General features: G+C 69.4%; 12 protein-coding genes. 4 read left to right on the top strand and 8 right to left on the bottom strand.

Annotated elements, in window-relative coordinates; all coding sequences use genetic code 11:
* Positions 1-54: 54 nt before the first annotated feature.
* On the bottom strand, positions 55-1,035 hold the full coding sequence (locus F8S13_10085; protein ID KAB8143359.1) for a Gfo/Idh/MocA family oxidoreductase: 981 nt from the start codon (positions 1,033-1,035) through the stop codon (positions 55-57).
* Positions 1,036-1,415: 380 nt separating this feature from the next.
* Here F8S13_10085 and F8S13_10080 point away from each other — a divergent pair, with 380 nt between their 5' ends.
* The 3 genes from F8S13_10080 (at position 1,416) to F8S13_10070 (ending at position 4,523) form a co-directional block, all read left to right on the top strand.
* Positions 1,416-1,949 carry a hypothetical protein gene (locus F8S13_10080; protein ID KAB8143358.1) on the top strand — a complete coding sequence of 178 codons (534 nt, stop codon included), beginning with the start codon at positions 1,416-1,418 and terminating at the stop codon, positions 1,947-1,949.
* A gap of 145 nt (positions 1,950-2,094) precedes the next feature.
* The gene (locus tag F8S13_10075; GenBank protein KAB8143357.1) at positions 2,095-2,898 is read left to right on the top strand and encodes a hypothetical protein; all 804 of its coding nucleotides are present in this window, start codon (positions 2,095-2,097) and stop codon (positions 2,896-2,898) included.
* Positions 2,895-4,523, top strand: coding sequence for a DUF2723 domain-containing protein (locus F8S13_10070; GenBank protein ID KAB8143356.1), 1,629 nt, complete (start codon positions 2,895-2,897; stop codon positions 4,521-4,523). The genes F8S13_10075 and F8S13_10070 overlap by 4 nt, the downstream gene beginning before the upstream one ends.
* Positions 4,524-4,530: 7 nt before the next feature.
* Here the strand turns inward: F8S13_10070 and F8S13_10065 are convergent, their stop codons facing one another.
* From F8S13_10065 to F8S13_10040, 6 genes are all read right to left on the bottom strand, one after another.
* The gene (locus F8S13_10065) at positions 4,531-5,148 is read right to left on the bottom strand and encodes a response regulator transcription factor (protein KAB8143355.1); all 618 of its coding nucleotides are present in this window, start codon (positions 5,146-5,148) and stop codon (positions 4,531-4,533) included.
* Positions 5,145-6,029 (bottom strand): trypsin-like serine protease, encoded by an 885-nt coding sequence (locus F8S13_10060; protein KAB8143354.1) that lies wholly within the window; start codon positions 6,027-6,029, stop codon positions 5,145-5,147. The genes F8S13_10065 and F8S13_10060 overlap by 4 nt, the downstream gene beginning before the upstream one ends.
* A 30-nt stretch (positions 6,030-6,059) precedes the next feature.
* Complete coding sequence (locus F8S13_10055; protein KAB8143353.1) at positions 6,060-6,965, bottom strand: PDZ domain-containing protein; 906 nt, start codon at positions 6,963-6,965, stop codon at positions 6,060-6,062.
* Positions 6,966-7,084: 119 nt separating this feature from the next.
* Positions 7,085-8,245 (bottom strand): carotenoid 1,2-hydratase, encoded by a 1,161-nt coding sequence (locus tag F8S13_10050; protein ID KAB8143571.1) that lies wholly within the window; start codon positions 8,243-8,245, stop codon positions 7,085-7,087.
* 8 nt (positions 8,246-8,253) lie between these two features.
* Complete coding sequence (locus tag F8S13_10045; GenBank protein KAB8143352.1) at positions 8,254-10,803, bottom strand: ABC transporter permease; 2,550 nt, start codon at positions 10,801-10,803, stop codon at positions 8,254-8,256.
* Positions 10,800-11,552: an ABC transporter ATP-binding protein gene (locus F8S13_10040; protein ID KAB8143351.1), complete on the bottom strand. Its 753-nt coding sequence runs from the start codon at positions 11,550-11,552 to the stop codon at positions 10,800-10,802. Before F8S13_10040 ends, F8S13_10045 begins: the two co-directional genes overlap by 4 nt.
* 107 nt (positions 11,553-11,659) lie before the next feature.
* Here F8S13_10040 and F8S13_10035 point away from each other — a divergent pair, with 107 nt between their 5' ends.
* A complete protein-coding gene (locus F8S13_10035) occupies positions 11,660-12,724 on the top strand; it encodes a LacI family transcriptional regulator (GenBank protein KAB8143350.1) in 1,065 nt (354 codons plus the stop codon).
* Positions 12,725-12,805: 81 nt separating this feature from the next.
* On the opposite strand, the gene F8S13_10030 is transcribed toward F8S13_10035, so the two are convergent.
* On the bottom strand, positions 12,806-13,918 hold the full coding sequence (locus F8S13_10030) for a glucose-6-phosphate dehydrogenase assembly protein OpcA (protein KAB8143349.1): 1,113 nt from the start codon (positions 13,916-13,918) through the stop codon (positions 12,806-12,808).
* Positions 13,919-13,922: the final 4 nt, after the last annotated feature.

The following is a 13,922-nucleotide window of genomic DNA, read 5'->3' as shown; positions in this document are numbered from 1 at the left end:
AAAAAGCGGGTAGCGAGATGTGTCTCGCTACCCGCCATACGACCTGTGCGACCGCTACTCGCCGGGGTAGCGCAGTCCCCACTCGGCGCGGATGGTGTCCATGGTGCGCATGATCGCCAGCGTCTCATCCAGTGAGATCACGTCGCTCTCCAGCTTGCCCGCGCGCAGGCAGGCGGCCACCTCGGCTGCCTCGTAGTTGTAGCCGTTGCCCACCTGCTCGGGCGCGATCTGCTGCTCGGGCTGGCCGTTCTGGTAGAGTGTGATCGTGGATGGGCCCCACCATGGCGGGCGGACGTGGATGCGCCCGGTGGTGCCGTAGATCCAGGCCTCGCTCACCAGCTCGGTGCGGGTGGCGAAGGCCACGCTGGCCATCGCGCCGCTGGCGTAGCGGAAGATCGCGGCGGCCTGCTCATCCACCCCGGTGCTGCCCAGCCGCACCTGGCTCACCACCGACTGGGGCGCGCCAAACAGCATCGAGGCCAGCGAGATCGGGTAGATGCCTACATCCAGCAGGCCGCCGCCGCCCAGCTCGGGTGCGAACATGCGGCTCTTGGGGTCGAACTCGGTGCGGAAGCCGAAGTTGCCCGTCATCATCTGCACCTCGCCGATCGCGCCCTGGGCCAGCAGCTCGCGCAGCTTCACGATATGGGGCAGAAAGCGCGTCCACATCGCCTCCATCAGGAACAGGCCGCGCGCGCGGGCCTCGCCGATCATGGCCTCGGCCTCGGCGGCGTTCATAGCGAAGGGCTTCTCGCACAGCACCGCCTTGCCCGCGCGCAGGCACAGCAGGGTGTTTTCGGCGTGGAACGGGTGCGGCGTGCCCACGTAGATCACATCGACATCGGGGTCGCTGGCCAGATCTTCGTAGGTGGCGTGGCGATGCGGCACATTGAACGTGTCGCCAAAGCGATCCGCCGATTCCTGCGAGCGCGAGCCGACGGCTACCAGCTCGGCGTCGTCGAGCACCGCCAGGCCCCTGGCAAATTGCTCGGCGATATTGCCGGTGGAAAGGATACCCCAGCGTATTTTCTGCATCGTAGCGCCCCCTTTGCTTGGAAAAACCTTGGGGCCATTATAGCAGCGTAGCGTGGCCTTGCCACCCCTGCGCTCGGGCGGCGCGCGCCACGCCGCCTGGAGCCTGGCCTGCTACAGTGCGTAGGATAACGCTTCGCTACGATTCGTTTAACAAACAGATCCTCGCCTGTGGCGATGGCGTAACCAACCAAGGGACATAATGTGGTACTATATATGCTGTCATACATTTGCAATCAACCGCCTGTCGCCATGCTTGACTGCGAACACTTGTTCTGGTATACTCCTGATACCCGATGACAGAACAAGCATTCGTGATGTTTAAAAAGAGCATAGAGGTCGGGTGGATGTAACTACCAAGTCGCCGTGAGGAGGAACCCACCATGGCTGTACGAAGCCAGGAAATGCGCAACGCCGCCACCAGGGCCAGCACCCCAAGTCTGCGCCCGGTCGCTGTCACTCCCTCGGTCGCGCCACACGCACTCGCCTACATTGTCACCGCGCTGCTGGCGCTTGCCGCCATCTCCGCCATCATGGGCAATGTCGTGACGTGGGGCCGCACCCAGGTCGACACGCTGCGCTATGGGAACCCGCGCACGTTCCAGCTCTCCGAGGCGATTGGCCACGAGGACAGCCCCGCCAACCCCACCCACCTGATGGCCATCAACCTGAATCGACAGGTGGTGATCATCGAGCTACCAGGGGGCGACTCCTCGAAGGTTCGCACGCTGACTGGCCCCTACCTGTTCGGCGCCGATGAGGACAAGACCCCGGTCCTCATGCGGCTGGATGATCTCAACAAAGACGGCACGAGGGATCTGGTCGTCAACATCAAGAACGAAGAGATTGTCTACCTCAACAAGGATGGCCAGTTTCAGCTGATCACCGCCGAAGAGCGCTCGGCGCTCGCGCAGTAGCAGCCCAGAACATCCGCAGAACGCACCAGTGGCCTCGGCCCTGGTGCGTTTTGTTTTCAGCGAACTCTAAAGAAAAACCACCACTGCCGCGCCTGCGAACAGTGCTACAATGCAAAAAATCGAGATACATCGAAGGAGCCAGACTGTGGCACCACGCTTTTCGCGCCCGCGCCTGATCGATGCCAGCGACCGACTCTACCGCGAGCATCTGGCCCGCATCATGATGACCAAGGACAACCACCGGCCCATGCGGCCCCCGCGCGCCCGCGAGCTGTTCGGCGGCGAGGCCGAAGAGGCGCTGCGCCAGTGGCTGGGCGAGCGCTACACCCTCTCCGACAGGCGGCTGATCGAGTATCTTGAGCACAAGGGCCGCTCGGCGGTGAAGAAGTACCGCGAGCTGGATGCCGTGATCATCGAAGGCAGCTCGGTGCAGATCTTCGAGATGAAGGCCAGCGAGAAGGCCAGCAGCGTGCGCCGCGCCGCCCGCCAGCTGCGCGACAGCCGCGAGCTGCTGCAGATGATCTTCCGCAATGTCACATGCACCATCCTGCTGGTCGACACCGGCATCCCCAAGACCGCCGAGGATGTGGCCGCGATCATGGCGCGGGAGGATGCGCCCTTCGAGCCGCCGCCCACGCTCGACGAGGTGCTGGCCCTGCTGCCCGAGGTGCGCCAGGCCGCCACGCTGGATGCGCGCGACCCCGCCGCCGTAAACCTGATGCGCTTTGATGTGGAGCATATCATCGCCATCGCGGGCGAGGAGAACCTGCACCTAGTGTGGGATGAGGACGACGACCTGATCGAGGATGAGGATGAGGGCGCGGAGGAACCCGCCGCCGAGGAGGCCCCAGCTGACGACGCAGCCGACGCCGATGCTGCCGATGACGACGGCGGCGCATTTGCCGAGGCCATGCGAAAGGCGATGGAGAGCAAAACCAAGCGACGATGAGCGAACCCACAACCCCCGCACCACCTCGTGCCGCGCGGCTGATCTCGCTTCTGTGCCACCCGCTCACCTCGGGCGTGGTGCTGTTCGGCGTGGCGGCGGCGCTGTACGCCTACACCGCCGCGCCCAGCGTGATGGGCGGCGACTCGGCGGAGTTCCAGATGGCGGCCCCACTGCTGGGCGTGCCGCACCCCACCACCTACCCGCTCGCCATCCTGCTGGGCAAGCTGTTCACCCTGGCCGTGCCGCTGGGCGATCTGGCCCACCGCGTGACGCTGGTCTCGTCGTTCGGGGCGGCGCTGGCGGTGGCGCTGCTGGGCGCGCTGGCGCGGCGGCTGACCGGATCGGCGCTGGGCGGCTGGCTGGCCGCGCTGGCCCTGATGGTTGCGCCGGGGCTGTGGAACGCGGCGACGATGGCCGAGGTGTATGGCCTGCTGGCCGCGCTGATCGCAGGCTGCTGGCTGGCGGTGGCCCATGTGGATGCGGCCCGCCTGCGTGCGCTGTCGGATGGGCCGTATCGCAAAGGCTTGGCCCAGCTGTGGGATCATGTGCAGCCCAGCGCGCTGCTGGCCGCGTTTCTGGCGGGCCTGGGCATCGCGCACCACGGGCTGTTCGTGTTTACCACGCTGCCGTTTGTGGCGCTGGCGCTGCTGCTTTATGCCTGCTGGCCGCGCGCCCTGGGCGCTGGGCGCGGTCGTGGCGTGCGCAGTGTGGTGATTGCTGTTATTGCGTTAGGTGTGTCATTGGTGCTTGGCCTCACGCCGTGGCTGTTTCCGCTCATCCAGTACGCGCGGTTCGGGCCATTCAGCGGCGAGAACTACGGCCTGCCGCGCTTCTACTTCTGGGGCAGCCCCACCCGCTGGGCCGATGCGATCGGCATGCTGGCGGGCGGCCCCATGCGGCAGGGCGTTTTCCGCATCCCCACGCCCGAGGCTGCGCTGGCAGTGCTGGCAAACCTGGGCGAGCGCCTGCGGTTCGAGTTTGGCACCCTGGGGCTTGCGCTAGCGGCGCTTGGCTGCGGCTGGCTGCTGTGGCGCAGCTGGCGGGCCTGGCTGGGCGCGGCGTGCATTGGGCTGGGCACCCTGATCTACCTGCTGCTGCTCGGCCCGGCGGTGCAGGATGCGCCGATCTTCACCCTGCCGATGCTGCTGCCGCTGGCGCTGTGGGCGGGCGCGGGCGGGGTGGCGCTGGCCAACCTCATCCGCCGCGCGGCGGGGCGCTGGGACACGCGCGTGGCGGCGGCGTGCGCCCAGGCCGCGCTGGTCGCGCTGCTGCTGCTGACCCTGGCCTGGGGCAAGACGCGGCTTCCCTACGCCAACAAGCGCTATCTCACCGTATGGCGCGATTTTGGCCAGGCGGCGCTGGCCCAGCTGCCGCGCAACGCGATCGTGATCGCGCACTGGGAGCAGGGTATGCTGCTGCAGTATCTGGTGCTGGCCGAGCACCAGCGCCCAGATGTGTGGGTGGATGTGGTGGAGCCGACCGACGACCCCTGGCAGGAGCGGGCCAGATCGCGCTACGCGGGCAGGCCGGTGTTTCTGGTGGGCGGCGCGGCCGATGTGCAGGGCATGGATGTGACGCTGGTGCTGGCGAACGACTACGCCAATGTCTACGAGCTGCAGCCCTAGCCCTGAGTCACAGCGCCACCAGCCCTAGCCGCGCGCCCAGGTTCACGGCCTCGGCGCGGTTGGCCGCACCCAGCTTGGCGTAGATCGATGAGACATGGAATTTCACGGTATGATCGCTCACGCCAAGGTCGCGGGCGATCATTTTATTGGAGAGGCCCTGGCCGAGCAGCTGCAGGATCTCGCGCTCGCGCGGGGTGAGCGGCTCGGCGGATGGGGCGGCCAGCCCCGCGCCGGGCGGGCCGCTGGCGATGGCGCGGCGGGCCATCGCCACGGGCAGCGCCGCGAAGCCCTGGGCCGCCGCCGCGATGGCCGCAGCCAGCTCGGCTGGGCCGGAGTCCTGGGGGACCACGGCCCAGCCCGCCAGCGGCATGTCGCGCAGGGCCGCCGCCACCTGTGGCCGCTCGGCCAGCACCACTAGGGCCAGCGGGCGGGCGTGCTCGCGCAGGGCCTGCTCGGCGTCGGCCAGCTGGCTCTCGTCGGCCAGCAGCACCGCGTCGGCGCTGGCCAGATCCACCCGCGCGAACGATGGGGCCTCGCCCGCCACCTCGGCCCCGCCCTCGGCCAGCAGGGCGCGCAGCCCGGCCCGCACCGCGCGGCTGGGGCTGATGATCAGCACCTGGGTCATTGGCCCTCGCTCTGGATGACCAGATCGGCGATCTGCCCGCCGCGTAGGATGCGGATGGCGAGCTGGCCGTGCTCGTCGGGCAGCAGCGCCTCGCGCAGGTGCGCCGCGTCGGCCACGGGCTGGCCGCCCACCGCCAGCAGCACATCGCCCACGAACAGCCCGCCGCGCTCGGCCAGCGAGCCCTCGGCCACGCCAGCGATCAGCAGGGCGGGCGCGGCGCTGCCGCCTGGCGCTCGCACCGCCACGGGCTGGAGCTGCACCCCCAGGGTGATGGGCTGCTGCTGGGCTGCGCCCTCGGCCCAGCGCCGCGCCACGTGGCTGGGGATGGCCACCGACAGATCGCCGCCGAAGATCATGGCGTTGATGCCGATCAGCTCGCCGCGCGCGTTCAGCAGCGGCCCGCCGGAGTTGCCGGGGGCCAGGCGCACGTCGGAGCGGATGTAGCTGGCCGTGCGTCCATCGCCCACCGGCAGCTCGCCGATGCCGCTGACCACGCCTGCCGTCACCACGCCCGGCTGGCCCCATGGGTGGCCGATCGCGATCACCAGCTCGCCCACGCGCAGCCGCGCCGAGTCGGCCAGCGGGATGCTGGGCAGGCCGTGCGCCTCGATCTGCAGCAGCGCCAGGTCGAGGGTCTGGCTGCGGGCCACCACCTGCGCGGCATGCGCGCTGCCGTCGGCAAGCTGCACCTTCACCTCGCTGTGCTGCCCCACCACGTGCTGGTTGGTGATGATCTGGCCGCGCTCTCCCCATACGAAGCCAGCGCCGCCGCCGTGGCTGTGGGCCTGCACCTGCACTATGCTGGCCCGCACCCGGCTGGCGATCTCGGCGATCTCCTGCGAGAGATCGCCGGGGAGATAGATTGGGACGAAAGTCGCCATATAGGCCCCTTTTTCTACACCAGAAGAAATCTAGCTGCGCTGTCCGATGGTGATCTGGATGGTAGTTAGGCTGCCGCCGCGCAGCAGATCGATGGGGAAGCTCTGGCCCACGCGATCGCCGGAGAGCAGGTTCTGGAGGTCGTCGGTGTCGGCGATCTGCTGGCCGTCGAAGCCCACCAAGATGTCGCCCACCAGCACGCCTGCGGTATGCGCCGGGCTGCCTTCCTCCACGGTGACGATCAGCAGGCCGCGGGCCTGATCGCGCCCCGCACGCTGGGCGGGCGGGATGGGCACCGGCTGGCTGCTGATGCCCAGGAAGCCGCGCCGCACGTGGCCCTGGCTGGCGATCGCCTCGGCCACGCGCCACGCTAGGTCGCTGGGGATGCCTACGGCCACGCCGCTGGCCAGCCCGGTGGTGGTGATGGCCAGCACCGCGCCGTGGGCGTCGATCATCGCGCCGCCCGAGAAGCCGGGGTAGGGCGTGGCGTCGGTCTGGATGTAGCGCTCCAGCATCGCGCCGCGCCTGCTGCGCACGGGGCCGCCCGCCGCGCTCACGATGCCCAGGCTGGCCATCGCGCCGCCCGGGGATGGCCGCCCCACCAGCAGCAGCATCTGGCCCACCCGCGCGGGCTGCTCGGGCGTGGTGGCCGGGGCTAGGCCCAGGCCGGGCACGTGCAGCACGGCCAGATCGGTGGCGGGGTCGCGCCCGATCAGGTGCGCAGGCAGAGTGCGCCCGTCGTGGGTTTCAATTGTTAGGTCTTCTTCGCGCTCAAGGGTATGGTCGGCGGTCAGCACGCGCTCGTCGGCGAACACCACGCCGCTGGAGGACTGGCGCTGCCGCCCGTTCACCTGCACCAGCGAGACGCCCGCGCGCTCGACGGCGTCGGCAAACTGGTTTGAGAAGGCGTAGAGCAAGCTCACATCGGGCTGGGTCATGATCGCGCTCCTTGTTCGGTTTTCTGCTTGGGTTGCGGTTGTGGGGGAAGTATACGGCGGCGGCGGCGAGCGCGCCCTGGCCGACTGGCCAGGGCGCACCTAGACAAATGGCCAGGGCGCTAGCGCAGCTGCAGCTGGCCCTGCTCGCCGTAGCCGGTCAGCTCGGTGTAGCCCTGGCCGCGCACGGGCTGGCCTGCGGCGCTGCCCTCGACGCTGGTCGCGCCCTCCCAGTAGGTGACGGTCAGCGGCAGCTCTTGGTCGGGGATGGCGGGGGTGACGGCGAGGTCGATCTGGGCCGAGCGCACCAGGATGCGCCACGCGCTGGGGTAGCGCGCGCCGCTGCGCTGGCTCTGCCATGTGGATGTGGCCGTGATCGTGATGTCATCCATAGTTAGGTAAGATGGTGTGCCATCTTGGGCCACCAGGGTGCCTGCGGCAAACATGGGCGTGCCGTCGGCGCGGTGGATCTGGGCGACCATCAGGTCGCGCCCGTCGTCGAGCTGGATGGCGAACCAGTCCCAGCCGCTCGCACCTGGTTCCAGCGCCGATGTGCCAAACTCGCGGTCGAACCACGAGCTGCCGCGCACGGCGATCTGCTGGCCATCCAGCGTGATGCTGCCCTGAGTGGGCATGCGGGTGTACGAGTAGTAGTACGAGGCGTTGCCCGGCGTGGCGCTCTTCTGGCTGACGCCGCCCGGCCCCTCTAGCACCACGGGCTTGCCGCCTTCCAAGGTGAGGTCGAGCGCCACCGCGCCCTGGGCGGCGCGCAGCCGCATGGGTAGCCCGGCCTGGCCCTGGCCCTCCGCCGACCAGTCGTCGAGCCACACGCGGAACTGCGGCTCGCCGCTGGCCCCGGCCAGACCCGCGCCGTCGCGGCTGAAGCGCTCGTAGGCGTGGAAGGTGTTGCCCGCCACATCGGTGAGCGCCAGGTGGGCCATGTAGACATTGCCTGCGGCCCAGGCCGAGGCGCGCTGGGGCAGCTGCGGCCCCAGCCCGAAGCGGAAGAAGGTGAGCTGGTAGCCGAAGCGCCGCCCATCCTCGGCGGCGAGGTTGCCGGTGTAGTACCACCACTCGGTGGCGTACTGCTGATGCGCGCCGTGGTCGCGCGGGAAGCTGAACGTGCGCGGCTCGGTGGCCTTGGCGAATCCCGCGCCGCCGCTGCCGCCCACGGCCTGCACTGCCGAGATATGGCTTTGGATGGCCGCCGGGCCAGCTTTTCCACATGATGCCAGCGCAATAGTTAGGAAAAATAAGGCCAGCGCTGTTCGATAGGCTCGCATGCTCATCCTCACTCCTCCCGCAGGGCCAGCGCGGGCGAGGTGCGGCCCATCTTCCAGGCGGGGTAGACCCCCGCCAGCAGCGCGGCCACCACGGCCACCAGCAGCGCCTGGGCGAATAGACCGCCATCCAGCGAGAACAGCAGGCTCCAGCCGAACGAGCGCTTGTTGATCACGAACACCAGCACGCTGGCCAGCGCCACGCCCATGGGGATGGCCAGCAGCCCGGCGGTCAGGCCCATCAGCCCGGTCTGCGAGAGCACCATGGCCCACAGCTGGCGCGGGGTCAGGCCGTTGGCGCGCAGCACGCCCAGCTCGCGCCCGCGCTCTAGCTCCAGCGCCATCAGCGCCGAGAGGATGCCGATGAAGGCCACGATCATGGCCAGCAGCTGCAGCACGCGGGTGATCGCGAAGGTGCGGTCGAACACCACCAGCGACTGCTCGCGCAGCGCCTGGTTGGATCGCACCTGCACCACCTGGCCCGCGCCGACCTCGGCCCGCAGCCGCTCGACCAGCGCATCCACGCCCTGCCCCGGCGCAGCGTAGACCGCCAGCGACGAGATCGCCGGGTCATCCCACAGCGACTGGTAGGTCTCAATCGACATAAACACGCGGCCCTGGTCGGACGCGTAGTCGGTGAACACGCCCGCGATTGGCAGCGCGCGTGGCCCTCGGTCGGTGGTGATCTGGAGCACGTCGCCAGCGTGCAGACCGCGCCGGTAGGAGAGCGGCTCGCTCACCACCACCGCGCCGCGCGTGAAGGCGGGCCATGCCTGGTCGGGCTGGCCCTCGATCAGCGTGAACGAGCGGTCGTCGCGGCCCTGCACCACATCCACCGCCACGATCTGGGTCGGCCCCTGCGCGCTATCGACCGAGGCCTCGCGGTAGCGGCGCAGCCCGGCCACGCCAGGGGTCGCGCCAAACGATGCGATCAGCTCGGGCGCGAGCGGCTCGCCATTCTGCGCGGGCGTCGAGATGTAGATGTCGGCCTGGAGCGTCTGCCCCAGCCACTGCACCACGGTCTGGCGGAAACTGCCGACCATCAGCCCCACGCCGATCGTCACGGCGATGGCGATCATGAGCGCGGCGATGGCCACCGAGGTGCGCGAGAGCGCGGCCACCACATCGCGCGCGGCCATGCGGCCCAGCAGGCCGCCCACACGGCCCGCCAGCGGTCGGATTGTGTCCATCAGCAGCAGCGTGGCCAGGGGCGTGACCGCCGCCGCGCCGATGGTGATGGCGAACAGCGCCGCGAAGCCCAGCACGATGCTCTGGCTGGGCCAGGCCAGCAGCCCGCAGCCCAGCGCGATCAGCGCCGCGCCCGCGCCCGCCACCAGCGGCACGGCCCGCCGCACCCGCTGCTCGTAGGACGAGCGGCGCAGCACCATGCGCGGCGGCGTGGTGGTGGCCTCGAAGGCGGGCGCGGCGGCGGCGGCCAGCGTGGCCAGCATGCCCAGCGCGAAGCCTTTGACCAGCGGCAGCGCCGAGATGGCCACCGAGCGCACCGAGACGGCGAAGTACAGGTCGTTGATCGTCTGCGTCACCAGCCCCACCAGGCCGCGCCCCAGCGCCACGCCCAGCGCCAGCCCCAGCAGCGAGCCGACCAGCCCCACCAGCAGTGCCTCGCCCAGCACCAGCGCAAAGATCTGCCCGCGCGCCACGCCGATGCAGCGCAGCGTGCCGATCTGGCCGCGCCGCTGCACCACCGAGAAGGTCATGGTGTTGTAGATCAGGAACATGCCCACCACCAGCGCCAGCATGCTCAGCGCCGAGAGGTTCAGCTCGAAGGCCGCCGTCATCTGCTGGATGGCCTCGGTGCGGGCGGCGGGGCGGGCCAGCCGGGTGTCGGCGGGCAGCATGGCCTGGATGGCCTGGGCCTGCGCCGCGCCCGCGTCGCCCTCGGGCAGGATGAGGTCGATCTGGCTCAGCCGCCCGAGCTTGCCCAGCCACTCCTGTGCGGTGGCGATATCGGCCACTAGGATGCCATCTAGCGCCCGCGCCGAGGTCTCATCCTCCGGCGTGATTAGCCCGATGATCAGCGCCTCGCGCGCTTCCTGCCCAAGCTGCAGGCGGATGTGGTCGCCGGGGCGGATGCCGTAGGCGCTGGCTGTGCCAGCCGAGATCAGTGCTGCGCCGGGGGTGCGCAGCAGCGCGGTGGCGTCACCCACTGCCGCGCCCTGGCCGCTGGGCGCCAGGTAGGGCCGGAACGCCGCCTCGGCGAAGGGGTCGATGCCCAGGATGTGCAGCGTAAGGCCCGCGCGGTCAGGGTCGGCGGCGTAGCCATCCACCAGCGGGGCCACGTCGCGCAGGCCCAGCTCCTGGCGCAGCCGTCGGTACAGCGCCTCATCCACGCCGCGCGGCCCGCCCAGCAGCTGGTGGGTGGCCTTGCCGGTCAGGGTCTCGGTGGAGAGCGCGAAGGCCTGGCGGGCGCTGTCGTTGGCTAGGTCGATCGCGACCACCACGGCCACGCCCAGCGCCACGCCCAGGATGGCCAGCAGGATCTGCCAGGGTTGGCGCAGCATGGTGCGGTACGAGGTCTTGAGCAGGGTCGGTGGGATCATAGCGCCGCGCCCGCCTCTTCCAGCAGCCGCCCTTCGCGGATGCGGAACACGCGGTCGGCTAGTCCCACCACGTCGCGGCTGTGCGTCACCATCACCAGGTTTTTGCCCGCCCGCCGCGTCAGCGTGTCCAGCAGCGCCAGCACTTGCTGGCCGGTCTCCTCATCCAGGTTGCCGGTCGGCTCGTCGGCCAGCACCAGCTGCGGGTCGTGCACCAGCGCGCGGGCCACCGAGATGCGCTGCTGCTCGCCGCCGGAGAGCGTGTCGGGGTAGGCGCGCTGGCGGCTTTCCAGCCCCACCTGCTCTAGCAGGTCGGTGGCGCGCCGCCGGTCGGCCTGTGTGGTGCGCCCGTTCAGCTCCAGCGGCAGCAGCAGGTTTTCCAGCACCGTCAGCGTGGGCACCAGGTTGTAGAACTGGAACACGAAGCCGATCTTCTCGCGCCGGAACAGGGTGCGCTCGTGCTCGCCCAGCCTGTGGATGGGCGTGCCGCCGATGACGACCTCGCCGCTGGTGGGCGTGTCGATCGCGCTGATCAGATTCAGCAGCGTGCTCTTGCCCGAGCCGCTTTTGCCCAGCAGCACGATAAACTCGCCCGTGGCGAAGCTGGCGCTTACCTCGTGCAGCACGCTGCGGGTGCGCCCGCCCTCGCGGAAGCTCTTGCTCACGCGGTCGAGCCGGATCAGGGTGGGGGCCGGGGGGCGCGGGGCTGGGGAGTTGGCGAGCAGCTGTTCGAGCAGAAAATCAGTGGACATAGTATGCCTAACATTGTGCGGTCTGCCACAGGTTAATACGGCTTAAAAATAGGTATGGATGCAGCATAGCGCTATGCTATAATTGCCCCATCAGGAGACCGCAATCCATGGCAAAAGTCACCATTAACGACATCGCAAAAGAGGCGGGCGTCTCAAAAACCGCCGTATCATTTGCATTTAACGACCCGAGCCAGCTGGCCCAGGCCACGGTGCAGCACATCCACGCCGTCGCCGAGAAGCTGGGCTACTCGCCCGACCCGATCGCCCGCAGCATGACCACGCGGCGCACCAACGCGCTGGGCCTGCTGGTGCCGCAGGACATCGCCACCGTGATGTCCAACCCCTTCTTCGCCCAGCTGATGCGCGGCATCGGCCATATCTGCAACAGCACCGGCAAGACCCTGATGATCGTGCCGCCGCTCTGGGGCTCGCGCCTGAAGGCCATCCCGCACGCCACCGTCGACGGCTTTATCGTGGTGGGCATCGAGGTCGACCGCAGCGAGATCGTGCTGCTGCGCCGCCGCCGCATCCCCTTCGTGATCGTGGACAGCGCCGCGCCCGACGACATCCCCAGCGTGAACGTGGACGACCGCAGCGGGGCGCGCGCGGCCATGCGCTATGTGCTTGAGCAGGGCCACCGCAGCATCGGCGTGATCAGCATCGAGTCGGGCAAGCCCGGGCCGGAGAACTACACCGGCACGCTGGGCGCGCGCCTGCAGGGCTACTTCGAGGCCCTGAGCGAGTTCGGGATCGCCCACGACGACGAGCGGGTGCATTTTGTCGAGGCCCCCAGCAGCTGGCAGGGCGGCAGCAACGCCTTCGAGCAGCTGTGGGCGCTGCCCCAGCGCCCCACCGCTATTGTCACTATGAGCGACATCCTGGCCTTTGGCGTGCTGGATACGGCCCGCAGCATGGGCCTAACCCTGCCCGAGGAGCTGTCGGTGGTGGGCTTCGACGACCTGCCCGACGCCCGCCTGATGCGCCCGCCGCTCACCACAGTGCGCCAGCCGGTGGAGGAGAAAGGGCGGCTGGCCGCCGAGATCCTGGTCAACGCCATCGAGAATCAGGGCGAGCCGCAGCACCACATCCTGCCCACCGAGCTGGTCATCCGCGACTCGGTGCTGCCGATCTCGCGCGATGTGCTGGCCCTCAGCAACGTGCCGCTGATCTGAGCAGGCGAGGCCGTGAAGCAACGACGAGGCGTGCGGGCACTCTGCCCGCACGCCTCGTCGTTGCGCTGTGCTCGGGTGGGGCTAGGCCACCATCGCGGCGGCGGCCCCCAGCGCCTGCTCGTAGCCCAGGTCGCGCCCAAACTGGCGCAGCTCCTCGGCCAGCAGCTTCAGCAGATCGACCTGCTCAAGGTGCACCACGCGACGCAGCGGGGCCAGCTCGCCCTCGCGCGTGGCCACGATCACGCCGTCGGCGCGCTCGCCCTCGCGGCTGATCTGGTAGCTGGCGTGGTCGCAGTGCATCACCACGCCCTCGATCTGCTCGTCGTGGCGCAGGTCGCCGGGGATGGCGGCCAGCGACACCCGCACCATGCCGCCGTCGGGCCGCTGGAGCTTCATGCTGGTGTCGCGGTTGCACTCGGCGCACTCGGCGGTGCGCCAGCCCAGCTTGGATGCCAGCCAGCCGATGAACAGCAGCGGCTGGAGCCGGTCGACCGTGCCATCGGGGCGCGAGCGATAGTGCACGGCCACATCGGTGATCTCGCTCAGGTGCGAGACCGCGCTGGGGGTGTCGAAGAACTGCGCGGTCAGCTCGCGCCAGGGCGTCAGGCGGCCCCAGGCCAGGTCGCTGATCGCGCGGCCCTTGCCGAACTTGGCCAGCAGCCCGCCGATCTGGCCCTCCGGCTCATCGATCAGGGCCGAGTCGATGATCACGCGGTCGGCCATGGCGTTCAGGCGCTCGAACAGCGGCGTGCCCAGCGGCGCGCTGCGCGGCCACCACACCACCACCGGTACATCGGGCACCAGCAGCGGCAGCACCGCGCCGGGCACGCGGCCCACGCCAGCGCCCCGCGCCTCGATCGCGATCTGCTCGCAGCAGATCTGGGTGCTGCCCGCCGCAGGCACCTGGCAGCTCACCTGCGCCCAGGCCTCCAGCGACTCGCCGCCGCTCTCGGGCTGGGCGTCGATCACGATCGTGCGGTTGGGGAAGCGGTCGGTCATCTGGATGATGGCCGAGGTCACCTCGTTGGCCTCGCGCTGGCCCGAGACCACGGCGATCAGCGTCATCACGCACGAGCGTGTGATCTGCGCGCGCTGCGAGTCGCCGCCGAGCGGCTGCTTCCAGAGCGCGGCCAGATCCTTCTCGATTGCGCCGATATCGACTGGCTGGCGCTCGCCAAGCGGAATGCTCGTCATCTAC

This window comes from Chloroflexia bacterium SDU3-3 (assembly GCA_009268125.1).
Taxonomy (GTDB): Bacteria; Chloroflexota; Chloroflexia; order Chloroflexales; family Roseiflexaceae; genus SDU3-3.
This window is presented reverse-complemented; position numbering and strand designations above follow the sequence as displayed.